The 24633-nt window shown below is 63.6% G+C and carries 22 protein-coding genes and 2 tRNA genes; 3 read left to right on the top strand and 21 right to left on the bottom strand.

Annotated features, from left to right (window positions below):
• Positions 1-8: 8 nt before the first annotated feature.
• The 10 genes from GH681_RS08250 to GH681_RS08205 all read right to left on the bottom strand — a co-directional run bounded on the left by GH681_RS08250 (position 9) and on the right by GH681_RS08205 (position 11442).
• Positions 9-1250: a TIGR03087 family PEP-CTERM/XrtA system glycosyltransferase gene (locus tag GH681_RS08250; protein ID WP_153160984.1), complete on the bottom strand. Its 1242-nt coding sequence runs from the start codon at positions 1248-1250 to the stop codon at positions 9-11.
• 6 nt (positions 1251-1256) lie between these two features.
• The gene (locus GH681_RS08245; protein ID WP_153160983.1) at positions 1257-2294 is read right to left on the bottom strand and encodes a FemAB family XrtA/PEP-CTERM system-associated protein; all 1038 of its coding nucleotides are present in this window, start codon (positions 2292-2294) and stop codon (positions 1257-1259) included.
• 10 nt (positions 2295-2304) lie between these two features.
• Complete coding sequence (locus GH681_RS08240) at positions 2305-3177, bottom strand: XrtA system polysaccharide deacetylase (protein WP_228111830.1); 873 nt, start codon at positions 3175-3177, stop codon at positions 2305-2307.
• Entirely contained in the window at positions 3174-4256 is a 1083-nt protein-coding gene (locus GH681_RS08235) for an XrtA/PEP-CTERM system-associated ATPase (protein ID WP_153160982.1), read from the bottom strand. Before GH681_RS08235 ends, GH681_RS08240 begins: the two co-directional genes overlap by 4 nt.
• Before the next feature lie 7 nt (positions 4257-4263).
• Positions 4264-5817 (bottom strand): TIGR03016 family PEP-CTERM system-associated outer membrane protein, encoded by a 1554-nt coding sequence (locus GH681_RS08230; RefSeq protein WP_153160981.1) that lies wholly within the window; start codon positions 5815-5817, stop codon positions 4264-4266.
• Positions 5814-6839, bottom strand: a complete 1026-nt coding sequence (locus GH681_RS08225; RefSeq protein WP_153160980.1) for an XrtA-associated tyrosine autokinase — start codon at positions 6837-6839, stop codon at positions 5814-5816. Before GH681_RS08225 ends, GH681_RS08230 begins: the two co-directional genes overlap by 4 nt.
• A 9-nt stretch (positions 6840-6848) precedes the next feature.
• Entirely contained in the window at positions 6849-8429 is a 1581-nt protein-coding gene (locus GH681_RS08220; RefSeq protein ID WP_153160979.1) for an XrtA system polysaccharide chain length determinant, read from the bottom strand.
• 57 nt (positions 8430-8486) lie between these two features.
• Positions 8487-9092, bottom strand: a complete 606-nt coding sequence (locus tag GH681_RS08215) for an XrtA/PEP-CTERM system exopolysaccharide export protein (RefSeq protein WP_194271177.1) — start codon at positions 9090-9092, stop codon at positions 8487-8489.
• A gap of 200 nt (positions 9093-9292) precedes the next feature.
• Complete coding sequence (locus GH681_RS08210) at positions 9293-10603, bottom strand: DUF1302 family protein (protein WP_153160978.1); 1311 nt, start codon at positions 10601-10603, stop codon at positions 9293-9295.
• Between the two features lie 65 nt (positions 10604-10668).
• Complete coding sequence (locus GH681_RS08205) at positions 10669-11442, bottom strand: ABC transporter ATP-binding protein (RefSeq protein ID WP_153160977.1); 774 nt, start codon at positions 11440-11442, stop codon at positions 10669-10671.
• Positions 11443-11484: 42 nt separating this feature from the next.
• Here GH681_RS08205 and GH681_RS08200 point away from each other — a divergent pair, with 42 nt between their 5' ends.
• Positions 11485-12276, top strand: a complete 792-nt coding sequence (locus GH681_RS08200; protein ID WP_153160976.1) for an outer membrane lipoprotein-sorting protein — start codon at positions 11485-11487, stop codon at positions 12274-12276.
• A gap of 2 nt (positions 12277-12278) precedes the next feature.
• Here GH681_RS08200 and GH681_RS08195 read toward each other — a convergent pair whose 3' ends face one another.
• Genes GH681_RS08195 through rnr form a run of 3 tightly spaced genes read right to left on the bottom strand, consistent with a single transcriptional unit; the run spans position 12279 to position 16121 of the window.
• Complete coding sequence (locus GH681_RS08195) at positions 12279-12956, bottom strand: HugZ family protein (protein WP_194271176.1); 678 nt, start codon at positions 12954-12956, stop codon at positions 12279-12281.
• Positions 12953-13699, bottom strand: a complete 747-nt coding sequence (gene rlmB / locus GH681_RS08190) for a 23S rRNA (guanosine(2251)-2'-O)-methyltransferase RlmB (protein ID WP_153160974.1) — start codon at positions 13697-13699, stop codon at positions 12953-12955. The genes GH681_RS08195 and rlmB overlap by 4 nt, the downstream gene beginning before the upstream one ends.
• Entirely contained in the window at positions 13692-16121 is a 2430-nt protein-coding gene (gene rnr, locus GH681_RS08185) for a ribonuclease R (protein ID WP_255425182.1), read from the bottom strand. The genes rlmB and rnr overlap by 8 nt, the downstream gene beginning before the upstream one ends.
• A 180-nt stretch (positions 16122-16301) precedes the next feature.
• On the opposite strand from rnr, the gene GH681_RS08180 reads away from it, so the two are divergent.
• Positions 16302-16386: transfer RNA gene (locus tag GH681_RS08180), tRNA-Leu, on the top strand.
• Positions 16387-16570: 184 nt separating this feature from the next.
• A tRNA-Leu gene (locus tag GH681_RS08175) sits at positions 16571-16655 on the top strand.
• Positions 16656-16857: 202 nt separating this feature from the next.
• Here the strand turns inward: GH681_RS08175 and GH681_RS08170 are convergent.
• The 8 genes from GH681_RS08170 to der form a co-directional block, all read right to left on the bottom strand.
• Positions 16858-18168, bottom strand: coding sequence for an adenylosuccinate synthase (locus GH681_RS08170; protein ID WP_153160973.1), 1311 nt, complete (start codon positions 18166-18168; stop codon positions 16858-16860).
• Positions 18169-18172: 4 nt separating this feature from the next.
• Positions 18173-19330 carry an ATP phosphoribosyltransferase regulatory subunit gene (locus GH681_RS08165; RefSeq protein ID WP_368666702.1) on the bottom strand — a complete coding sequence of 386 codons (1158 nt, stop codon included), beginning with the start codon at positions 19328-19330 and terminating at the stop codon, positions 18173-18175.
• 12 nt (positions 19331-19342) lie between these two features.
• Positions 19343-19528 carry a DUF2065 domain-containing protein gene (locus GH681_RS08160; RefSeq protein WP_153160972.1) on the bottom strand — a complete coding sequence of 62 codons (186 nt, stop codon included), beginning with the start codon at positions 19526-19528 and terminating at the stop codon, positions 19343-19345.
• The gene (gene hflC / locus GH681_RS08155) at positions 19528-20445 is read right to left on the bottom strand and encodes a protease modulator HflC (protein WP_153160971.1); all 918 of its coding nucleotides are present in this window, start codon (positions 20443-20445) and stop codon (positions 19528-19530) included. The genes GH681_RS08160 and hflC overlap by 1 nt, the downstream gene beginning before the upstream one ends.
• Complete coding sequence (hflK, locus tag GH681_RS08150) at positions 20445-21719, bottom strand: FtsH protease activity modulator HflK (protein WP_153160970.1); 1275 nt, start codon at positions 21717-21719, stop codon at positions 20445-20447. The genes hflC and hflK overlap by 1 nt, the downstream gene beginning before the upstream one ends.
• 58 nt (positions 21720-21777) lie before the next feature.
• Positions 21778-22911 carry a GTPase HflX gene (gene hflX, locus GH681_RS08145; protein ID WP_153160969.1) on the bottom strand — a complete coding sequence of 378 codons (1134 nt, stop codon included), beginning with the start codon at positions 22909-22911 and terminating at the stop codon, positions 21778-21780.
• A gap of 51 nt (positions 22912-22962) precedes the next feature.
• A complete protein-coding gene (gene hfq, locus GH681_RS08140) occupies positions 22963-23205 on the bottom strand; it encodes an RNA chaperone Hfq (RefSeq protein WP_079434940.1) in 243 nt (80 codons plus the stop codon).
• Positions 23206-23304: 99 nt separating this feature from the next.
• Positions 23305-24633: a ribosome biogenesis GTPase Der gene (gene der / locus GH681_RS08135; protein ID WP_153160968.1), complete on the bottom strand. Its 1329-nt coding sequence runs from the start codon at positions 24631-24633 to the stop codon at positions 23305-23307.

Below are 24633 nucleotides of genomic sequence, written 5' to 3'. Positions count from 1 at the left end.
CCAAACAGTCATTGCGCACCATGCGCAACGTCAGAACAATGGGTGGATGCACCCAGCAGCTTCTCGAGCGCCGCCAGGTGGGCCGACCAGCTGTAGGAACGCAGGACCGCCTCCCGGGCAGCCAGGCCCATGGTGCGGCGCAATGTTACATCAGCAAGTAATGTGACAGTACGCGAAACGAATTCCTCGCCACTGTGGGCAATCTCACAGTCATGCCCCGAGCGGGCCTCGAGTCCGGTGGCCGGTGCCGAGGAAATCACGACCGGACGCGCCATGGCCATCGCTTCGAGCACCTTGTTCTGGATGCCACGGGCAATGCGCAGGGGCGCGACGATCACATCAGAATGGGCGAGATACGGGCGCACGTCGGGCACCGTGCCGGTGACGACGACGCCCTCCCCCGCCAGCGCCTGGACAGCGGGCGCGGGGTTCATGCCGACGATCCAGAAGCGGGCGTCAGGCACCTGCGCGCGCACCTTGGGCAGTAGCTCGGTAGCAAACCACACGACCGCATCCACGTTGGGCCAGTAATCCATGGCACCAGTGAAGACGATCACCGGGCCGCCGGCCGGATAGGGGCTGGCGCCACCGTTGGCGGGCGAGAAGTAGTCGGAATCGACCCCGTTCTGCATCGCGCTGACCCGCCCGACGAGTTCGGGCGCGGCCTTGCGGAACAGGTCGGCTTCGGCTTCGGTTACGAACACGCTGGCTTCGGCCTTGGCGGCTGCATCGCGCTCGAAGGCCAGCAGCTGGCGCCCTTCGCGGCGATAAAGCCAGGACATCGGCCAGCGGTGGTCGCCGGCGTATTGGGTCCATTTGGCGGAATCGAGATCGCAGAAGTCGATCACCCGGTGGGACAGGCCCGGCGCGTCGAGGTACTGGGCCATCGGGCCCGAGAACGCGACGGCTTCGTGGATGCCTTCGCGGGCCACCACCTGCTTCACCCAGGCGGCGAGTTCGGCGTTGCGGTAGTACGGCACGCTGAGGGCTTCGCCGGTGACGAGGCCGCGCAGACTGGCGATCTTGGCGGTGCGCGGATCGAGCCGGATGACCCGGCTTTCCTCGCACCACTCGGACAGCTTGTCGATGTACTGAACGTCGTCCGGATGATCGACGAAGGTGCCGAGGAAGATCCGGTGTCGCTTGGCCAGCTGGCGCAGGATGTTGAAGGAACGGACCTTGTCGCCCTTGTTGGGCGGGTAAGGGATGCGATGGACCAGATAGAGCAGCGGAGTGCGGACGTCAGCCACCAGCGGTTACCCCAGATTGCGGACGATGTGCGGCCCGAGGGTGTTGGCCACGCTCAGCGGCAGACGACGCCACATGGCGATGAAGGCACGGTACTTGGGGTTCATCGGGTTGTTCTGGGGAACGGCGTCGCGCTTGTAGAGGCGGTATTCGTACGAGAGGGGCATCGGCTCGAAGCCCCAGTTCTTCTTGAAGCTGTAGGGGCCCGTACCGACCTTGCTGCGACCGTAGTCGAAGATGCGGTAGCCCTTGGCGCAGGCCCGGCGCATCAGCTCCCAGTACTTGAAATCGTTGGCAGCAAAATCACGCGCGGCGAGATCGTCGCCGGCGTAGTAAGGCAGGACTTCGTCGCGGAAGTAGAAGGTCAGAACGGTGGAGAGAGGTTTGCCTTCGGCCGACGAAACAGTCATGACCTCGCAATCCTGCCCGAAAACCTTCAGCAGCACTTCAAAGAAATGTTTCGGCAGCGCGGGCGTGCCGTGGCGCCGCACGTTATCGGAAAACAGTGCGAAGAAACGGTCGGCGTTCGGATCTACCTCGGCGACGAGCCCGTTCTTGATGCCCTTCCTCACCATCGCCCGCTGCTTGCGCGGGATGGCCAGCATGTTGGCCTCCTCGTCGGGGAGGATCTCCTTGCGGAAAGTGAAGTACAGCTCCTGACGCGGCCAGTCGGCGTGACGCTCGCGCAGGTTGCGGTATTCGAGGTGCTGCACGCCGCACTTGCGGGCAAGCTCGTCGGCAGTGGTTTCGAGGGCGGCGATCGCCTCGGCATCAGCACCCGCCACGCCGCCGTAAACGGCAAAAGGCAGCGAGGTCATCGCGTGGCCGAACAGACGGCTCTTGACCTCGACCAGCGGCAGCACGGCGACGATCTGGCCGTCGCGCTCGGCGAGCAGGTAATGGGTGCGGTGACGGAACACCGACTCCATGATGTCGTGCCATTCGATGCGGTGAAAGAACGTGGCGTCGGGGCAGGCGAAAACGAATTCGTTCCAGCGCGCAGAATCCCCCGCCACGAACGGGCGTACTTTGACAACAGATACCATTCCCGGAACCTTAGACTGAGGTTTGAAGTGCGGGGAGGAAGACTTCGTCCATGCGACCCCAGGAGAAATCCTGGAGCAGGCGGGCGAGACGGGCTTCGGTGTGTTCCAGATTCACGTAGTGCCGGAAGCGGGTCTTGGCGCTCGCCTCCTTGACGACGGGCTGCTCCGGATCGATCTCCCACGGATGAAAGTAGAAGATCGCCGGGCGGCGGTCTTCTTCATTGACCTTGCGGATGCCCCAGGCCGACACCGGATAGGGCAACAGCCGGAAATAGCCGCCGCCGCCCACAGGCCAGTTGCGGCCGAGACGACGGACGGTGGTGATCGGGATCTCGACCAGCGCCTTGCCGACGGGATACGGAAAGCGCGGCGCATCTGGCACGCCGTAGTGGTCGTGCTTGACCGGATAGACGCTGGAACTGTAGGTGTAGCCTGCGGCCTCGATCACGCCATGGGCCCAGGGGTTGGACAGGCCGACCGAGAAACTCGGTGCCCGGTAGCCCTTCACCTCGCAATCGGCGATATCTTCCAGCACGGCCTTGGCGAGCTGGATGTCGGCCAGAAAGGCTTCCGGCGTCTGTTCGCTGGCACGCTGGTGACCATAGCCGTGGCTCGCGATCTCGTGGCCTTCCATGGCGATCAGGCGGACCAGCTTGGGGTAGCGCTCGGCAATCCACCCAAGGGTGAAGAACGTGCCCTTGGCCTCGTGCTTGTGCATCAGTTCAAGGATGCGATGGACGTTCCGCTCGACCCGGCACGGCGTGCTGTTCCAGCTTTCCTTCGGAAAATGCGGCGCCAGTGCGGAGACCTGGAAGTAGTCCTCCACGTCGATGGTGAGCGCATTGACGATGGAACCGCCCTCGCGGGACATGGGAGTCGTCATTTCGCCGGCGCTCCACCTTCGGCCCCGGCCTCTTGCTGGGCAGGCGCTGCCTTCAGCAACTGGCTGAGGGTGTTGAGCGTGGTGGACAGGGTGCGCTCGAGTAGCGCCAGGCGCTCGTCGAAGCGGGTCATGTCGAAGGACGGGCCGGCGTTGGCCAGCAGCTTGGCAGCTTCGGGGTCAGCCAGCAGGCGCTGCAGATCAAGGGCCACGGAAGCCGGCTGCACACCAGTCGCCAGCTCGGCGGTGGTGGCCAAGGCCGTGGGGGTGACCTGCTCTTCACGCATCTCGGAGACGATCTGGTTCACCAGCTCGACGCCCACCCGACGCTGCTCGCCCAGGAAGGCCGCCAGCATGATGCGGTCGCACAGGGCGTTGATGCGGCGCGGAATGCCTTGGCTGACGTTGTAGATCTCGCGCATGGCCTCCGCATCGAAGGCCGGATTGCCCTTCCAGCCGACACACGCCAGGCGGTGCTCCACGTAGGCCTGGGTTTCCTGCAGATCGAGGGGCCCCAGGTGATACGAGGCGATGACCCGCTGGCGCAGCTGGACCATCTCGGGGCTCTGCATGATGGCCCGGAATTCCGGCTGGCCGACCAGGAAGCTCTGCAGCAGCGCGTGATCTTCGAGCTGGAAGTTGGAGAGCATCCGCAGCTCCTCGACCGCCTTCTGGGTGAGGTTCTGGGCTTCGTCGACGATCAGCAGCGCGCGCTTGCCGGCGGCGGTGGTGCTGACCAGGAAAGCCTCGATGGCCAGCAGCAGATCGCTCTTGGAAAGGTGCTTGCTCGGGATGCCGAAGGAGGCAGCGACCAGACGCAGGATGTCGTCGGCGTCGATCTGGGTGCTCACCAGATTGGCGGCAACGATCTTCTTGGAGTCGAGCTTCTCGAGCAGGCTGCGCACCAGCAGGGTCTTGCCGGCGCCGACTTCACCGGTGATGACGATGAAGCCCTCGTTCTGGTGCAGTCCGTATTCGAGGTAGGCCATCGCGCGGCGGTGGCCACGGCTGCCGTAGAAAAAGCTGGGATCCGGGTTGAGCTGGAAGGGCTTGCCCCGCAGACCGAAATAGGCTTCGTACATGACGTGCTCAGAATTGGAAGAGAAGCGACCCGTAAAGGGCGTTCTCGGAGTAGGACGCGATGCCGCCCCCCTGGCTGTTACGCACATTCAGCGCACCAGTGGTACGGGGCGTGAGGCGCGTGGAGACACCCGCGGTGATCATCCGATTACGCGCGTCGCTTGCACCGCCCACGCTCGTGGAGTCGGTGTGGCTGCGCATCAGCGTGTAGGTGCCGGTCGCCGTGGTGATCGGCGTCATCTTGTGCTGGAGCGAGACGGTGGCGCCCGTGGTGCGCAGATTTGACGTGGTGGTGATGTCTTCGGTCACCGCGAAATCGCGTTCGGTGATCGTCGTGCGGTTCGAGTTGAACGCGATCACCGACAGGCTGTTGCGTCGACCGATGAACGTGACGCCAAGCTGCAGGCGACGATCGAGGTAGAAACCATTGGCGAGGCCCGACTGCAGCCCGATCAGCGCGCTACTCGCATCCGCGCCGGTGCTGGTCAGGGTCAGCCTGCGGATACAGGCATCCCGCGTCGCCGCCGGCTCAGAGGCGCAGTACAGCTTGGCCAGATCCAGCAGCGTCACGGCGCTGGTCATGTTCTGGCTGGTGGTCGTGATGTCCTTCGAGTAGCTACCCTGAAAAGCCACCTGCGGGCCCCGGTGCTCTGCCGTCAAATTGAAGCCGGTGCCGAAGAAGCGGTCCTCGATCGTGCCGGAGATCTTGGTGAGGGGCGTCGGCGTCCAGTCGGCTCCAAGCCCGTAGATCGTCGTCGTTTTATTGTCGACGGTCGAGTAGTTATTGGTTTCCGTACCGCCGATCAGGCGCAGCGATAGCTGGGGATCCACCGCCCACAACGCGGAGGCTCGGAACGTCCGGTGGTCCACGTCGCGGTTGTTGGTGCGCGAGGTGTGGCTGTCGTTGAGACTCATCGACCAGCCCAGGTTGCCGAACGCCCGCGGATCGGTCGCGCTGACCGACCAGACGTTGGTCTGAAGCCGATTCAGGACGGTCGTGCTGGAATCGGACTGGTTGGCCGTAAAACGGGCCTCGACGGTACCCGTGTTGGCAAAACGCCCCTTGATGTTGGGGCTCATCGAAATGGTCCGGACTTCAGACCAGTTGCTCGCGCCGGTCACGGTATCGCCGCCGATCGGCCGGAAGGCGTAGGTGGGCTGGCGACTCACCGATGCCATCAGATCGAGGAAGCCGTGGTTGTCCCACCAGGTGAGCTTGCCGTTACCGTTGAGCAGCAGCTGGTTGCTGTCGTGCTGCGAGCCATTGCCGTAGAAGGACGAATTGACGCCGACGTCCATCGCACCCTTCACGCGATAACCCGTTGCCTCGAAGCGGAGCATCGGGCGGATCTGGGTGATCCAGTCGCTCTCGGCCGCAGACGACCGGGACAGACGGGCATTGTCGGTGAGTGTCTCGGTGACCATCACCGAAGGAACGACCGCGAACTCACGCACCTGCTGCTGGGCGATGGCGGGCGATGCGACGGCACCGAGGGCTGCGCACAGGAGCGCCAGCCGGCGCACGGAGGTCGCCGGCATTGCGCGGGAAGCGGGAGTCGTCACGCGTTCTCCTTCGGCGCATGACCATAGCCGTAGCCATAGCCGTAACCATAGCCGTAGCCGTAAGAGCCGGCACCGGATTGCAGCGCCTTGTTCAGCAGCATCAGCTTGACCGGGCAGCTCTCGATGGTCGAGAGCGCCTGCTTGACCGCGGCCTGAGTGGTCTTGTTGGATTCGACGACCATCACGATCTGGCCCATGTGGGTGGCCAGCACGCGGGATTCGGTGGTGACCAGCAGCGGGGGCGAATCGAACACGATGATCCGGTCGGAGTAACGCTCGGCCAGCTCTTCGAGGAGGTTGTTCATCACGTCGCTGGCGAGCAGTTCGGTGGCGCGCGGGTGCGGCGTGCCGGCCGGCAGCAGGTTCAGCTTCTCGATGTTGGTCTTGAGCATGACGTCGCTCAGCTGGGTGCCCGGGTTGGTGAGCACGTCCATCAGGCCCTTCTTGGGAGGCAGGCCGAGAATGTTGAGCACCGAAGGACGGGACACGTCGGCGTCGATCAGCAGCACCGTGTGATCCAGTTCCATCGCCATGCTGATGGCCAGGTTGATGGAGCTGAAGCTCTTGCCCTCACCGGGCAGCGAGCTGGTGATCATGATGAGGTTGGCGTTGTCGATCGCCGAGGCGCCCTTGCCCTGCACGTTGCGCAGCAGCGGACGTTTGATGATCCGGAACTCGTCGCCGATCAGCGAACGGGGCGCGTTCGGGGTGACGATCCCGATGGACTGCAGGCGCTCCAGGTCGATCTCGATGTACTTCGAGGTGCTGCCTGCGGCGGCCGACTTCGCCTCGGCACTGGCCTGCACGGCGGGCGCCGGCGGCGCGGCAACCTCGGGCACGGGCTCGGCGATCACCGGCTCGACGCGGCTCGGCTGATCGGCGAAGGCCGAAGCAACGGGAGCGACGGCAACCCGCGCGGCCTGACCGTCATCCACCGGAGCCGGGCTTTCGTTGTCGACCGGAGCGGAGGTTGCCCTCTGCAGCTGCTCAAGTCGCTCGACTGCTTTTTCAATAATGCTCATGTTCGCCTCTCAACCCATCCGCGCCAGCAGCAGCCAGACGGTCATTGCGCCAAACAAACCTACAAGGGCGCCCACGCCACCGAGGAAGAAGACCTTGCTCCGCCGCTGGTTGCGCATGCGGTCGGTGTCGCCAATCATGCTCACCGCGCCCAGCACGGCCAGCCCGGTCACCTCGCGCAGCACCTGGGTGTCGGAGAACACCGGCCGGATCTGGCTGATCAGGAAGGACACGATCCCGCCGATCAGCAGCGCCGCGAGGCCCGCCGCCGGCATCAGCAGCAGGCGGTTGGGCGCGGACGGCTTGCTCGGCACCGTCGGCGGATCGATCAGGCGGAAGTCGGCCACACCGGACGTCGCGCCCATCTCGACCGCCATGGTGGCGGACTCACGACGGGCCACGAGGGCGTCGTAGTTCTTCTTGTTGATGTCGTAGTCGCGGTTGAGCTGGGTGAATTCGGTCTCGAGCTGCGGCAGGGTGCGCGACGCGGCACCCAAGGCCTGGAGGCGCGAGTCGTACTCGGCCACGCGGGCCCGCAGGGACGCGACGTTCGCCTCGGCTTCGGCCAGGGACAGACGCATCTGCTGGAACACCGGATTCACGTTGCTCGACGAACCCACCGAGGCGCCAGCACCGGACGCAGCCGAAGCGGCAGCCTTGCGACGGGCCTGGAGTTCGGCGGACTTCTGGGCTTCGAGCTCTTCGATCACCTTGCGGGCGCCCACGACATCCGGGTGCTTGTCGGTGTACTTGAGCAGCAGGCCGTCGAGGGACTTCTTCATCGACTCGATCCGATCGTCAAGCTCGGGTACCGGCATCGACGCCAGCGAGGCGCTGGACATCTTTTCGGGCAGCGCGACGGACTCTTCGCCGGAGAGCTGGCGCTTGAGGGCGTCGCGGGAGTTTTCGGCTTCACGCAGGGCGAGCTTGGCCTGGTTGAGCTGCTCGCTCACCTCGCTCATCTTGCGGAAGTAGTCCTGACCACCGGCACCGAGGGTGCCCATGTTGCGGACCTTGTATTCCTTGAGGCGGTTCTCGGCCTCGATCAGCTTCTGCTCGTAGGCCTTGATCTGCTCTTCGATGAAGCGCCGGGCGGTATCGGAATCCTTGCGCTTGTCGCCCAGGCCAGACTCCACGAAGATCGACACCATCGACTGCACGACGCGCTTGGCGCGTTCCGGGTCGGTATCGGTGTAGGCCAGGGTGTAGAGGTTGTCGCGGCCCGCTTCGCGGATCTGCAGCGCCTTGGTGACGTTGATCACCAGCGTCTCGCGGTCTTCCTTGGTCTTGGCTGCCAGATCGAGGTCGGCCATGCGGATCAGCTTCTCGACGTTGGGACGGCTGATCAGCGTACGGCTGAGGATGCCGATCTGCTGATCCACGTTGGGCTGGACGGCCAGCCCGGACATCAGCGGCTTGAGGATCGACTGGGTATCCACATAGACGCGGGCAGACGATTCGTAGCGGTCAGGCAGCAGATAGACAATCGCGGCGATGATCGGACCGACAATCCACGCGGCCGCCAAGCCCCACCAGCGATAGAGCCACATGCCGCGGAGCGTCACCGACAACTGTCTTAGTATGTCTTCCATTGGGAAATTCCGAATGCATCCCCCCGGGACATCCCGGGGGGCAAATCAAGAGTGGGGTCAGAACCAGCTCTGGGGAATGATGAGAACGTCGCCCGGCTTCATTTCGATATTGGCCGAAACATCGCCACGCTTGACGAGATCCTTCAGGCGGACGGAGTACTGCTTGTTGCCTTCCGAGGTCCGCAGCAGAGTGGCGCGGTTACCATCGGCGTAATCGGTCAGACCATTGACCGAGATCATGACGTCCAACAGGGACATCTTCTGACGGAACGGCAGGGTCTGGGGCTTGGCCGCCTCACCCACCACCCGAACCTGCTGGGAATACGGACCGACAAAGGTGGTCACGATGACGGTCACGACCGGATCGCGGATGTACTTGCCGAGCGCCTGCTCGATCTCGCGGGCAAGCGTGCTGGCATCACGGCCGGAAGCCGGCAGATCCTCAACCAGGGGCGTGGTGATCTTGCCGTCCGGACGCACCGGGACCGTCATCGACAGCTCGGGGTTGCGCCAGACAACGATATTCACGTTATCGCCCGGCCCGATCTGATAGGCATAATCGGCAGCCTCTGCGGTCACCGGCGCCGGCGGATAAGTGGTGGCGCACCCTGCCAGACCGGCTACGGCGCACGCCAGCAAGCCGTTCTTAAAATAGCGTTTCATAAGGTACTTCCCCTGGATACGGCCAAAGTTCAGCCTTTGAATGATAACGGGCGGATATTACGGCAGCGCGCGATTCCGTCCGGAGAAAAACGTCACGACGCCCCAAAAAGGGGAAACATGACTGCGCCATCAAGATGGCTGAATATTTCTGCGGGAATCCGCCCGGCGCGGATGATACCTACTCCGGGCAGTATTTTCTGTCAGAAAGACCACCGGGCCTCGGTGTAGACCCGGTCGCGATCCGCGTAACGGCCGAAAATGCCGTTGGCGGCGCCACCAAAGGCGTCAACCCCGAAAACCACGCGCGTGCTCTTGTTTGCAGACCAGATCAGCTTGGGGCGGAACATGTAGTCGTTGCGGTTGAGCATCGACACGTAAAGCGCTTCGGCCTGCCAGTTCTTGGCGAGCCGGGTGCCAACCAGGACGCTGGCACCGCCTTCGGTCCGCTCAAAGCCCGTGCGGGCATCGTAATCGAGCATGCGGCGGGCGAAGTATTGTAGATTCACCCGCCCGTCGTTGAAGGCGGGAATATCGACCCCGACCACGTAATCAATTGTGTCCTGATCAACCAGCCCGTTGGGCGCATCCAGCGGATTCTGGGTATTGAACTTGCGGCCGCGGGAGTGCACCGTCTCGCCCTTCAGCACGAAGTCGCCGAAATCCTTGGTCACGGTGGCGCCGACCTGGCTGATGCGCTCATGGCGCGGCTGGAATTCGGCCTGCCCGCCCGAGAGCCCGGTGAAGTAGAAAGTCTGGGCCACATCCATGCTGCGGTAGTAGAAGCCGGAGACATCCCAGCCACCGACCATCCGCGACAGGCGTGCGCCCCAGTTGGTGTTGCCAAGGGAGTTGTCCGGCTTGGCTTCACCCAGCACCTTCGCGTCACGGGGAAGCGGATAGAACTCGGCCCCCGGCTTGCCGATGTTGTCGTAGCTCGGCACCGGAATCCAGATCAGCTCGGCGTGGGTTTCGCCAAAGTAGTATTCGGCGCGGGTCGCCCACTGGGGAATCCGCAGCTGCTCGAAATCGGGCAGGAAGAAGCTGCGAAGATCCCGCGCGGAGACCACGTCGGCAAAGAACAGCCCGACCATCTCACCCCACACGATGTGCTGGCGGCCGAAGCGGAAATCCACGTCGCCGAGCGAGAAGTCGGCATAGGTTTCACGCAGGTGGAACTGGTACTGCTGGTCGCGCCGCACGGCGTCCGGATAGAAGCCGGAATCGATCGCGAAGACCGCGTCGGCATCGGCCCGGCCGGAGATCTTCCACTTGACGCTGTCTCCGCCGGTGGCCGAAACCTCGGCACGGGAGCGCGCCATCGACCAGTGATCCTGGCCGCCATAGGTGCGCGCCAGATCGAACTGGAGGAAGCCGGCCGTCTTGACGCCGCCGCCCTCGCCCGCCACGTCATCAAGCCCCAGGTCGTCGTCGGCTGCTGCAGCGGCGCCGCAGCAGAGCATCATCGATAACGCGACCGCACTGCGGCGAAGCTTTGGTTTCAAGCTGTCCATTTCCTACTTTCCCCTCGTAAAACGTGAATGGCCGGACGTGCGCCAGATGCCCGTCCGGCGGCGCATCAGGCCCGGTACGGAACGAAGCGCCAGGTGCCGTTGAGTTTGAGCCCGAGCTTGGTGGGCTGGCCGTCTTCCATCCGGACCTGCTGGACGGCGCGGCTCATCACCTGCTTGTCGTGGGTCGAAAACACGAATGTTGTCTTGCAATCCTCGTTGATGCGCTGCATCAAATCAAGAATGCTCTTGCCGGTGTTCTTGTCGAGGTTGGCGGTAGGCTCGTCGGCCAGCACTACCTTCGAGTGTGTGACCAGCGCCCGGGCAATCGCCACCCGCTGACGCTGGCCGCCCGACAACTGGTTCGGGCGGTGGTGCGCGTACTTCGCCAGCCCCACCAGCTTGAGGTAATCGTTCACCCGCGCGCGCCGCTCTTCCTTGCTGATTTCCGGCATCTGGAGCAGCGGGTATTCCACGTTTTCCTCGGCGGAGAGCACCGGCAGCAGATTAAAGGTCTGGAAGATGAAGCCGATGGTCCTCGCACGGATGTTGGCGAGTTCATCGGGAGTCTGCCCGGAGACATCCTTTCCCTCGATGAACACCCTGCCCTCGCTTGGCGTATCGATACACCCCATAATATTGAGGAGCGTGGACTTGCCACTCCCTGATGTACCCGCGATGGCCATGAAGTAACCTTCCTTGACATCGAGGGTGACCTTCCTCAGCGCATTGACGTCCTGATCACCGAGACGATAGATCTTGCTGACATTTTCGATCCTGATGATCGTCTTCGGGTCCGTCGTCGACGTCCCATCCGTGCTGTCGTCGCGGCTTGTTTGCATTGCCCCACCGGTCTATGTTGTTTGCTTTCAAAGGATAACACTATGAGCTTCAAATTTAGCCCTTCGAGCTGCCGGTCTCGGTTCCTCGGCGCTGCGCTTGCGACCCTCTCGCTGCTGTCCGGCGCGCCGGTACTGGCCGACGATGCGGCCGTGGATCAGGCCAAATCCATCGTCGCCAAGGCCGACGAAATCCGTTTCCCGCGGGATGGCTTCCAGGTCATCATCGACATCTCGTCGGTGAGCGCAGGTGAGCCGGCCGAGGATCGCAAGTACCGCATCCTCTCCAAGGGCAACGAGAACACCATCGTCCAGACCCTCGAACCCGCCACCGACAAGGGCCAGGCCATGCTGATGCGCGGCCGCGACCTGTGGGTGTTCATGCCCAACGTGTCCCAGCCGGTGCGCCTGTCCCTCGCCCAGCGCCTCACCGGCCAGGTGGCCAACGGTGACCTGGCCCGGGCCAACTTCGCCGGCGACTACGAGCCAAAGATCATCCGCACCGACACCATCGACGGCGAGAAGATGCACGTGCTGGAGCTCACCGCAGTCGACCGCGGCGTGACCTACGCCAAGGTGCTGTACTGGGTCCGCCAGTCCAACAACTGGCCCTACAAGGCCGAGTTCTATTCCCTCTCAGACCGTCTGCTGAAGGTGTGCCGTTACGACAAGTTCAAGGATCTGGGCGGGCGCGTGCGCCCCACCCAGCTGGTCATGGAGGACGCCCTGAAGAAGGGCGAGGTATCAACCCTGCGTTACTCGCAGATGGCGGCCAAGGATCTGCCCGACCGCGTGTTTACCAAGCAGTACATGGACAAGCTCAACCGGGTCGATTGAGCTCAGGCGAGGTTTGAATCTCCTGCTGCGGGCGGCGCTTCCAGCCGCAGCAGGATTGCCGCTGCGGCAGCCTCCAGCGCGGCGGCGCCCCCATCAGTAGGGGGCAACGCAAGACGGCGCAACACGCCGCCAATCCGCACATCCAGCCCTTCCCTGTCGATACCCACCACCGCCACCCCAGGCGGAACCTGACGCTCCAGCCGGGCCACAAGCCCGGCTTCGGCATCCGGATCGAGCGCCGCTGCTGGCGCCTCGGCGGCAAGCCAGCCCATTCGGCCAAAGCCGCCAACGAAACGCGCCTTGTCGGGCTCCAGACGGAAGAACCGGAAATCCCCCAGCTCAAGATACAGCGCGGATTCCGGGCTATAGCGCACGTAGCGCTGGCGGGACGCCTCGTCCAGATCAACCGGCTGCATCCGGCCCAGCAAGGTCAGACGGGCCTGAGCCAGATTGATGCCATCCCCTTCGGTCACCAGCAGGCTGGCCCGCGGGTCGGCCAGCAGGTTGCGCGTATGCTCGGCAAGCCCGCTGATGAGGAACACCGGCCGGCCGGAAGCGTCCGACACGAAAGGCACGGCGCTCACGAAGGGAAAGCCCGGCATCGCCACCGAGTGGGTGCCCAGCGCCCCGCTACGGCTTTGCCGCAGCAGCGCGCGGACTTCGGCGTAGTCGATCTTCACTGCCGCTGACGGCGTGCCTCGAAGAGGCACAGACCGCTCGCCACCGACACGTTGAGGCTTTCCACCGTGCCGTACATCGGAATGCTCACCAGCTCGTCGCAGGTTTCGCGGGTCAGGCGGCGCAGGCCGTCGCCTTCGGCGCCTAGCACCCAGGCGATCGGGCCTTTCTGGTCGACGGTGTAGATCGACTTTTCAGATTCACCCGCCGCGCCCAGCACCCACACGCCAGCTTCCTGCATCTCGCGCAGGGCCCGGGCGAGGTTGGTGACGGTGATGTACGGGACGGTATCCGCCGCCCCGCTCGCCACCTTCACGGCGGTGGCGTTGAGCCCCACAGCCTTGTCCTTGGGCGCGATGACGGCGTGGGCGCCGGCGGCGTCGGCCACCCGCAGGCAGGCGCCGAGATTGTGGGGATCCTGGATGCCATCGAGAACCAGCAGCAACGCGGGCTCGGTGAGACCGTCGAGCACGTCGTCGAGCTTGAGCTCCTTGCGGCGGCCGTCGATGCGGGCCACCACGCCCTGATGGCGGCGGGTGCCGACCATCTTGTCGAGGCGATCGCCTTCGGTCGGGATCAGGCGGGTGCCGAGTTGCTCGGCATGGCGGACGAGATCCCGCGCGCGGGGGTCGCTACGTTTGGAATCGGTGTAGATCTCGAAGATCGCTTCCGGATCATGACGGAGCTTGGCGAGGACGGCGTGAAAACCGTAGATGAGACGGGAACTGGCGGTGTTATCAGACACGTTTTGCTTTCTTCTTTGCGGTGCCCGTTGCTGACTTGCGGGGCTTTGCGGTCTTGGAGGCCGCCTTGGCAGGCTTGGCGCTCGGGCTTGCCTTCGGCTTGGCGGCCTTGGGCTTGGCGGCGGATTTCGTGGCCGCGCGTTCGGCGGGCTGCTCGGCCGGCTGCGGTGCCGCCTTGCGGGCTGCAGGCTTCGACTTGGCAACCGGCACCTCAGTGGGCACCTCAGCCGGCGGAGCGGCAGGTATGACGGCGCGTTCGGCCTCTGTCTTGCCCCTGCGACGCCGCGCGGGCGCCTCTACAGCGGCCGGAGCCGATGCCTTGGCGGCCTGGTCCTTGGTGGTCTTGCCAACCCGCTCGGTGGCACGTGCCGGGCCGGTGATGATCCGGAAGTCGATCTTGCTGGCTTCCATGTTCACCCGCACCAGCTGCACCCGGACCCGGTCCGACAGGCGATAACGCTCGCCGGTCCGCTCGCCCACCAGGCTGTGATGGGCGTCGTCGTAGTGGAAGTAATCGTTGCCGAGATCGGAAATGTGCACCAGGCCTTCGACAAAAACGTCGTCCAGGGCCACGAAAAGGCCGAAAGGTACCACCGCCGAAACGCTGCCGTCGAATTCCTCGCCGATCCGGTCCTGCATGTAATAGCACTTGAGCCAGTTCTCCACGTCCCGGTCGGCCTCGTCGGCGCGCCGCTCGGTCATCGAGCAGTGCATGCCGATGGCTTCCCAGTCGCCTGCGTCCTGCGCCGGCACGTAGCGCTGGCCGTTCAGCACGGCCTTGATCGCCCGGTGGACGAGCAGATCGGGATAACGGCGGATCGGCGACGTGAAGTGGGTGTAGGCGTCGTACGCCAGGCCGAAGTGGCCCACGTTGTCGGGGCTGTAAACCGCCTGACGCAGGGAGCGCAGCATCACGGTCTGCAGCAGCTGCAGATCGGGGCGCCCCTGGATCTGTTCGAGCAGGCGCGCGTAATCACCAGCCTTGGGCTCTTCTCCGCCACCCAGCTGGATGCCGAACTCAGCGAGGAAATCCCGCAACTTGGCGAGTTTCTCGGGCGTCGGGCCTTCATGCACCCGGTAAAGCGCCGGATGCTCGTTGGCCTGGAGGAAATCCGACGCGCAGACGTTGGCGGCCAGCATGCACTCTTCGATCAGCCGGTGGGCGTCGTTCCGGCTCTCCGGCACGATCTGGGCGATCTTGCCGTTATCGTCGAAGATCATCTTCGTTTCCTGCGTCTCGAAGTCGATCGCGCCGCGCTTCGCGCGGGCTTTCAGTAGCACTCGGAAGAGCTTGTCGAGGTTCTGCAGGTGGGGCAGTAGTTCGCCGATCACCTCGAGAGCAGCTGGATCGTTGTCGTACAGCGCGGCGGCCACCTGGTTGTAGGTGAGGCGCGCCTTGGAGAACATCACCGCCGGATAGAAGCGGTATTGCTTGACGACACCCGTCTGGGAGATCGCCATGTCGCACACCATACACAGGCGCTCCACCTGCGGATTGAGCGAGCACAGGCCATTGGAGAGCTTCTCCGGCAGCATCGGGATCACCCGCCGCGGGAAATACACCGAATTGCCCCGATCGTAAGCCTCGCCATCCAGCGGCGAGCCCACGGTGACGTAGTGCGACACGTCGGCGATCGCCACCACCAGACGGAAACCCCGGCCCTGGCGTTCGCAGAACACCGCATCATCGAAATCCCGCGCGGTTTCGCCATCGATGGTGACCAGCGGAAGCTGGGTGAGATCCTCCCTGCCCTTCCAGTCCAGCTTGCGGACCTTCTCGGGGAGCTTCCGCGCCTGGGCCTTGGCGTCAGCCGAAAACTCGTGGGGGAGCTCGTGCTTGCGCAGCGCGATCTCGATTTCCATCCCCGGATCGGCGTAGTTGCCGAGGGTTTCGACGATGCGCCCGACCGGCTGGGCATAGCGGGTCGGCTGCTCGACAAGCTCGACCACCACCACCTGCCCGGCCGCCGGCTTGGACTTGCTCTTGCCCGGCGCTAGCAGAATCTCCTGCGAAATGCGGCGATTTTCGGGAACGACGAGGGTTACGCCGTTTTCCACCAGCACGCGGCCGACGATGCGGGTATTGGCCCGCTCCAGCACCTCAACGAGCTTGCCCTCAGGGCGACCGCGGCGATCCTGCCCCGCGATCCGGACCATCACCCGGTCGCCATGGAGCACCTCGCGCATCTCGTTGGGGCCGAGGAAGATGTCCGGATGCTCGTCGTCGGTCACGACAAAGCCGTAGCCATCCGGATGGCCCTGAACGGTGCCGCGGATCAGATCGGCCTTCGCCGGCAGCAGATAGGCACCGCGCCGGTTGCGCATGACCTGCCCGTCGCGCTCCATGGCGCGCATGCGGCGTTCGAAGAACTCAAGTTCTTCAGGAAGGATGTCGAGGGCCGTCGCGACGTCCGGAAACGGCATCGGCACGCCATGCTCGGCGAGAATCTGGATGATGAACTCGCGGCTCGGCAGCGGGAAATCGTATTTCTGGATTTCGCGCTCGAAGAAGGGGTCGCTGCGACGCAGCTTGCTGAGTTTTTTGATGTTATTGGACTTGTAAGTTGACACGTGTTCTTTCTAATCTATAATGGCGCCTTCGTTGCCCAGATGGCGAAATTGGTAGACGCGCTAGTTTCAGGTACTAGTGCCGCGAGGCGTGGAGGTTCGAGTCCTCTTCTGGGCACCAAGTTTCAGGAAAGCCGATCGATTTGTCGATCGGCTTTTTGTTTTTGTACTTCCGCTCGGCCTGCACCACAAAGCACTGGACGCGCGTGACCCGGGCCACACTCATCGGGGCCCCGCCAAAAGGCAGGTGAAGGTCACGGAGGATTTGCATTCGCATTAGACTTGTCTATAATAGCGGCTTCGCTGCCCAGATGGCGAAATTGGTAGACGCGCTAGTTTCAGGTACTAGTGCCGCGAGGCGTGGAGGTTCGAGTCCTCTTCTGGGCACCAGAATACACCGGAAAGCCGATCGATTTGTCGATCGGCTTTTTGTTTTTGTGCCACGCAACGCCATGACATCGCATCACCTGCGGTGAAACGCGCTTGCCGGGAAGTGGGAATTCTTGCGGGAGGATATTCAGGATCTTGTACCCTACCCTGCCCAGCAGCCCGACCGGGCCGCAAGGCAAGACAGGTTTGACGACGCGCGAGATCAGGCGCCGAAGGGGTGACGCTTGAGGATGGTCTCGTCACGCTCCGGGCCGGTCGAGATCACGTCGATCGACACTTCGCAGATTTCCTCAATGCGGTGCAGGTAGGCGCGGGCCTCCGGCGGCAGCGCATCCCAGGTCTGGGCGCCGAAAGTGGTGCCGCTCCAGCCGGGCATGGTTTCAAGGATCGGCTCGCAACGGGCAACTTCCTCGGAGCCCATCGGCAGCAGATCGATGCGCTTGCCGTCGAGCATGTAACCGACGCACAGCTTGAGTTCTTTCAGGCCATCGAGCACGTCCAGCTTGGTGATGCACAGGCCGGAAACACCGTTGATGATGATCGAGCGCTTGAGGGCTGCCAGATCGAGCCAGCCGCAGCGGCGCTTGCGCCCCGTCACGGTGCCGAACTCGCGGCCGACGGTGGACATCTGATAGCCCGGCGTGCCTTCGGTTTCGAAATCCAGCTCGGTCGGGAACGGACCTCCACCCACGCGGGTGCAGTAGGCCTTGGTGATGCCCAGCACGTAATGCAGACGGCCCGGGCCAACGCCGGAACCCGCCGCTGCCTGACCCGCCACGCAGTTGCTGGAGGTGACGAACGGATAGGTACCGTGGTCGATGTCGAGCAGCGTACCCTGGGCACCTTCGAACAGCAGGTTGCCACCGTTCTTGTTGATGGCATACAGGTCGGCCGACACGTCAGTGACCATCGGCAGGATTTCCTGCGCATCAGCCATGGCTTGGTCGAACTCGGTCTGGAAATCGACCGGCTCGGCGCCCAGATATTGGGTCAGCACGAAGTTGTGATATTCGAGGTTCTCAGCCAGCTTTTCGGCGAAGCGCTTCGGATCGAGCAGATCGTAGACGCGCAGCGCACGGCGGGCCACCTTGTCTTCATAGGTGGGGCCGATGCCCTTGCCGGTGGTGCCGATCTTGCTGCCGGCACTCTTCTTGGCCTCGCGGGCACGATCGACGGCGGAGTGATAGCCGAGGATCAGCGGACAGCCCGGGCTGATCTTCAGGCGATCACGCACCTTGATGCCACCGGCCTCAAGACCGCGGACCTCAGCCAGCAGGTGATGGACATCCAGCACCACACCGTTGCCGATGAAGCACTCGACGCCCTCGCGCACGATGCCGGACGGCACCAGGTTGAGCTTGTACTCGGTCGTGCCGACGACCAGCGTGTGGCCCGCGTTGTGGCCACCCTGGAAACGGACCACGCCCTGCGCCTGATCGGTGAGCCAGTCGACGATCTTGCCCTTGCCTTCGTCGCCCCACTGGGTACCGACAACCACTACGTTCTTTGCCATTTGATTACTCTCCCTGAAGCGGTTCAACCTGCCAGGCACCGCCCCGCAGAACAAGACGCCGGTCACAGCCGGCCTCACGCCACGTGCCTTCATGGCCGGGCAATTCAATCGTCACACTCTCGCCGGCGGCGCGCAGACCCGCGACCGCCTCGGCAAAACCCTGCTCTCCACCATCCCGCGCGAGGATCGACCCCGCCGGAAGCGGATCAGCCACCTGAGTGGCAAGCTCCCGCAGATCAAGGCTGAAACCCGTTGCAGGGCGGCCGCGACCAAAGGCGCGCCCGACGCTGTCGTAACGACCACCCAGCGCCAGTGCCACGGGGGAATTGCCGCCATAGGCCGCAAAAACCACCCCGCTGTGGTAGTGATATCCACGCAAGTCGGCGAGATCGAAACTGATCGGCAAGCCTTGCAGACGGGTCGCAAGCTCTTCGAGGTCGCTCAGCGCCATCTGAATCTCGGGGTCCGCCGGCATGATCTGGCGTGCCTTGGCGAGCACCTCGGCGCCACCATAAAGGGTCGGCAACGCAAACAGCGCCGCGCGCAGTTCACCCGGAATATCGCCGAGCAGATCCTGCAGGCCGGGCAGATCCTTTGCCTGCAGGCAGCCGAAGAGCGCTTCTTCCTGTTGGGGCAGCAGCCCTGCCTTGCCAGCCAACGCCTTGAACAGCCCGACGTGCCCCAGATCGATGCGGGACGTGCCCACACCAGCGATCTGCAGTGTCTCAGCGAGCAGGCGGATCACTTCAGCGTCCGCCTCGATACCCGCGTGGCCATAAAGCTCGGCACCTAGCTGGAGCGGCTCGCGGGTGGCGGTCAGGCACGAGGGCATCGCGTGGGCAACGCTGCCGCAGTAGCACAGACGCGCCACGCCCTTGCGGTTGAGCAGATGCGCATCAATCCGCGCCACCTGCGGCGTGATGTCGGCGCGCACGCCCATCGTTCGGCCGGAAAGCTGGTCGACAAGCTTGAGCGTCTTGAGATTCAGATCCTGTCCAGCGCCCGTGAGCAGCGACTCGAGGTATTCGAGCAGCGGCGGAGCAACGAGCTGGTAGCCGTTCAGGCGGAACGCATCGAGGAGACGACGGCGCAGATCTTCCAGTTTTGCCGCCTCTGCGGGCAGGGCATCCTGGATGTATTCGGGTAGAACCCAACGCAACATGGGTAAAGCGCCTCAGGTAAAGACTAACAAAATGACGAGGCCGAGAAGCATCGAACCAAGGCCGACGAAGCGGATCTGCCCGTCGGCCAGCCGGAGCAGGCGGGTGAAAGTCTCCCGCCAGGTGGCTGGTGCAACGAAGGGGATGATGCCCTCGAGCACCAGCATCAAGGCAAACGCGAGGATCAGGGAACGCCCCATTATTTCCCGTTCTTGCCGCTCTTTGACGACTCCGGCGCAGCCTGCGCGCGACCACCCGCCGACTTGAGATACTTGAAGAAATCAGAGTTCGGCTCGATCACCATCACGTCGGACTTGCTCTTGAAGGTGCTACGGTAGGCTTCGAGGCTACGGTAGAAGGCATAGAACTCGGGGCTCTGGCCAAAAGCCTGGGCATAGATCGTCGACGCCTTGGCATCGCCCTCGCCCTTGATCTTCTGGGCATCCCGATAAGCCTCGGCAAGGATCACCTCGCGCTGCTTGTCGGCATCAGCCTTGATCTTCTCAGCCTCGGCACCGCCCTGGGAACGCAGCTCGTTGGCAACCCGCTTACGCTCGGCTTCCATCCGGCGATAGACGGATTCGGAAACTTCGGCCGGCAGATCAACGCGCTTGAGGCGTACATCGACGATCTGGACGCCGATCTTGCGGGCGTCGAGATCCGCCTTGCTGCGCATCTCGTCCATGATCTTGTCCCGCTCGCCGGACACCACTTCATGCACGGTGCGCTTGCCGAACTCCTCCCGCAGGCCGGCATTGACGGTCTGCTCAAGGCGGGTCTTGGCACGGGTTTCATCACCGCCAACCGAGATGTAGTAAAGCTTGGGATCGACGATCCGCCACTTCACGAACAGGTCGACCAGCACGTTCTTCTTTTCGGAAGTGATGAAACGCTCGGGCTCGGACGTATCCAGCGTGAGGATGCGCTTGTCGAAATACCGCACGTTCTGGATGAGCGGAATCTTCAGGTGCAGGCCAGGCTCACTGATCTGACCCTTCACTTCACCCAGCTGGAAGACCAGCGCGTGCTGACGCTGATCCACCGTGAACAGACTCATCGAGAGGATCGCGAAGACGAACAGGCCGACGCCTGCGAAGAATGGAAGACGGTCACGCATCAGCGATCTCCCCGCTCACGGTTGCGGGTGGATTCCCGGGTACGCGCTTCACCCGAAAGGGCATCCGGCCGAGGCGGAGCGGCGCCCTCGACCACTGCCGGCATCTGGGCCGGACGCGCCGCAGCAGCAGCCGGATCGCCAACCACGGCGGCCGGCGTCTGCGCGGCGGTGGCCTGGATCAGCTTGTCGAGCGGCAGGCTCAGCAAGTTGCTGCTGCTCCTGGTATCCACCAGCACCTTGGACGAATTGGTAAACACCTGCTGCATGGTTTCGAGGTACATCCGCTGACGGGTCACTTCGGGCGCCTTGGCGTATTCGGCGTAGATCTGCTTGAAGCGCGACGCATCGCCCTCGGCCTGGGCCACCACGCGGTTCTTGTGGGCATCGGCCTCTTCCATCAGGCGCGAGGCCGCACCACGGGCGCGGGGAATCACGTCGTTGGCGTAGGCCTGGCCTTCGTTTTTCTGACGCTCACGATCCTGGCCCGCCTTCACGGCATCGTCGAAAGCCGACTGCACCTGCTCCGGCGGCTGGGCGTTCTGCATCGTCACCTTGCTGACCTGGATCCCGGTGGCGTAGCGGTCGAGGATGTCCTGGGTGAGCTTCTGGGCGTTGGCGGCAACCTGCTCGCGACCTTCGTAGAGCACGAAGTCCATCTTGCTCTTGCCGACAATCTCGCGCACCGCGGTTTCGGCCGCCTGGATCACGGAGTCATCCGCATTGCGGTTGTTGAAGAGGTACTGCTGCGGATCCTTCAGGATGTACTGCACCGCGAACTGGATGTTCACGATGTTCTCATCGTCCGTCAGCATCAGGGCTTCCTTGAGCACCTTGTTGCGCTCGGAGCCGCGGTAGCCGATCTCGACGGTACGCACGCCGGTGAGATTCACCAGCTCGTGGGTCTGGATCGGATACGGCATACGCCAGCGCAGGCCCGGCTCGGTCGCCTCAATGAAGCGGCCGAACTGCAGGACGATGCCCCGCTGGCTTGCATCGACGATATAGAAACCGCTCGCCAGCCAGATCACTGCCGCGAACGCCGCGATCAGGCCGATGCCGCCCCCGAACTGACGGAAGTTCATCTCGGGCAGGCGATTGCCGCCGTCACCGCCGGACCCACCGTTGCCCGGGCCACCACTGCGCCCGAACATGCCGGACAGCCGCCGGTTGAAGTCGCGCCAGAGCTCTTCGAGATCGGGCGGACCCTGATTGTCGCCGCCGCCGCGATTGTCGCCGCCGCCGCGATTGCCCCATTTGGGATCGTTGAGAGACATGAGGATGCCTGAGATCACAGTAATAATCCGCTCCGGGAATGGTTGAAGCCCAGCCCCCTCAAAAGGGTTCCGGACTTTCCGATGCGGCAGCCAAGGCTGCCTTGTGTTCCAGCGCCACGTCGGTCAGAACCTGACGCAGCAACTCGAGCCCTTCGCCGGTGCGGGCGCTGAGCAAAACGCGCGTGATCTTACCACAAGCATCCTGCTGGACCTCCGGACTCGCCAGCGTGGCGTCGATCTTGTTCCAGACCTGGATCTGAGGAAGGGTGCCGGCGCCGATCTCTTCCAGCACCGAATTGACCGCGGCGATTTGCCCTTCCCGATCTTCACTGGCCGAATCCACCACATGCAGCAGGAGGTCGGCAGCTGCCGTTTCCTCGAGTGTTGCGTGGAAGGCAGCCACCAGCGAATGCGGCAGATCACGGATGAATCCGACCGTATCGGACAGCACGATGTTCCCGGCCTCACCCAAATAAAGCCGCCGGGACGTGGTATCCAGCGTGGCGAACAGCTGATCGGCGGCATAGGCGCCGGCCTTCGTCAGGGCATTGAACAACGTGGATTTGCCCGCGTTGGTATAACCGACGAGGGAAACCGACAGGACATCCCGGCGCTCCCTAGCGCGTCGGCGGACCGAACGCTGGCGCTCGAGCTTGGCGAGACGGTCCTTGAGCAGCTTGACGCGCTCACCCAGCAGGCGGCGGTCGGTTTCGAGCTGCTTCTCACCCGGACCACGCAGGCCGATACCCCCCTTCTGGCGTTCAAGGTGAGTCCAGCCGCGCACGAGGCGGGTGGACAGATGCTGCAGCTGGGCGAGTTCAACCTGAAGCTTGCCCTCGTGGCTCTTGGCACGCAGGGCGAAGATGTCGAGGATCAGCGCCGAGCGGTCGACAACCCGGCAGTTGAGCTTGCGCTCGAGATTGCGCTGCTGCGCCGCGGTGATGTCGTGGTTGAAGATGACGATGTCGGCCTCGTTCATCCGGGCCACCAGACCGATCTCCTCGGCCTTGCCCTTGCCCACGTAATGGGCCGGATCGGGCGCCTGACGACGTCCCTGGACGACACCGACAACGGTCGCTCCGGCGCTTTCGGCCAGCAGCGACACTTCAGAAAGACGTTCTTCTATCCCGCCCTGACCGAAATCGACCTGAACAAGGAGTGCCCGCGTACCCGAGGCCGGCCGTTCAAGCATGCCGGGCCCCGGATTCGTGTTGGCCGCGAACGGGCCAGATCATCAGCCCGATCAGCTTGCGGCCTCGTTCTGTTCCTGCTGGATATTGACGGGGCGAGCCGGCACCACGGTGGAGATGGCGTGCTTGTAGACCATCTGGGTGACGGTGTTCTTCAGGAGGACAACGTACTGATCGAAGGACTCGACCTGCCCCTGCAGCTTGATGCCATTCACGAGGTAGATCGAAACCGGCACGTGTTCGCGCCGCAGGGCGTTGAGGAATGGGTCTTGAAGGAGTTGCCCCTTGTTGCTCATGGTAGAACCTCTATGGTTGTAGTTTTGAATAATTATAGAGCGACTTGCTGCAGTGCCACATTAGCACCGAGGATCGCTGTTGGTGTGGAAATCGGTTCGTCAATCCCTGTTGGCGTAGGGGTTGTGGGACGACCTGAATTGTATCCTCAGGGGCGTTCCTTGCAGCTTGAACGCCTCCAGGAAGGTGCGTTCAAGGTAACGAGTATATGACGCAGACACGTTGTCGAGCGCACTGCCGTGCACCACGATCACCGGCGGATTCATCCCGCCCTGGTGGGCGTAGCGCATCTTGGGCCGGAAACCGCCGTGGCGCGGCGGTTGCTGCTTGAGCACCGCGTCGAGCAGCAGGCGGGTGAGCTTGGGGGTTGCAAGCTTGGTCATCGCGGCTGCATAGGCACCATCGACAGCCTTCAGCATCGGGACGATCCCCTGCCCCTTCAACGCGGAAACATAAAGGAAACGCGCAAAGCCCAGAAAAGGCAGCTTGCGTTCGATGTCTTCCTTGATGCGCTGACGGCGGTAATCATCCACCGAATCCCACTTGTTGACCGCAACAACCAGTGCCCTGCCCGCCTCGACGACAAAGCCGCCGATGTGGGCGTCCTGGTCGGAGATCTCCTGGCTGGCATCGAGGACAAGCACTACGACATTGGCCTGCTCGACGGCCTGCAGGGTCTTGATGACCGAGAACTTCTCGACGGCCTCGAAGACCTTGCCGCGCTTGCGCAGACCGGCAGTGTCGATCAGCGTGTAGTGCTGGCCGTTGCGCTCGAAAGGCACCTCGATGGCATCGCGGGTCGTGCCGGGCATGTCGAATGCGATCACCCGCTCTTCGCCGATCAGCGTATTCACCAGCGTGGACTTGCCCACATTGGGGCGACCGACAATGGCGACCCGCGGACCGGACGACGAAGCTTCGTCGTCTTCCGGATCTTCCGGGAAGCTCTCGAGGATCAGCTCCATCAGGGACGTGACGTTGTCACCGTGGGCCGACGAGATGCACAGCGGATCACCCAGACCAAGCTGATGGAACTCGGCAGAGACCATCGCGCGGTTCATGCCTTCGGCCTTGTTCACGACCAGGAAGGTCGGCCGGCCGGCACGGCGCAGGCGGACGGCGATCTGCTCGTCGTGGGGCGTCAGGCCGCTGCGGGCATCCACCATGAACAGCAGCGCATCGGCTTCGGCGATGGCCTGCTCGGCCTGCTTGGCCATCTCATGGACGATGCCTTCCTTGGCCACCGGGTCGAAACCGGCGGTATCCACCACGAGGAATTCCCGCTCCGCGGCACGGCCGAGACCGTAGCGACGATCGCGGGTGAGCCCGGGAAAATCGGCCACGAGGGCATCCCGGGTCTTCGTGAGGCGATTGAACAGGGTGGACTTGCCCACATTGGGGCGTCCGACGAGGACTAGGGTGGGTTTCAC

This window comes from Zoogloea sp. 1C4 (assembly GCF_009469605.1).
Classification (GTDB): domain Bacteria; phylum Pseudomonadota; class Gammaproteobacteria; order Burkholderiales; family Rhodocyclaceae; genus Zoogloea; species Zoogloea oryzae.
Note: the sequence above shows the minus strand (reverse complement) of the source record. Positions and strands in the feature narration are given on the sequence as shown.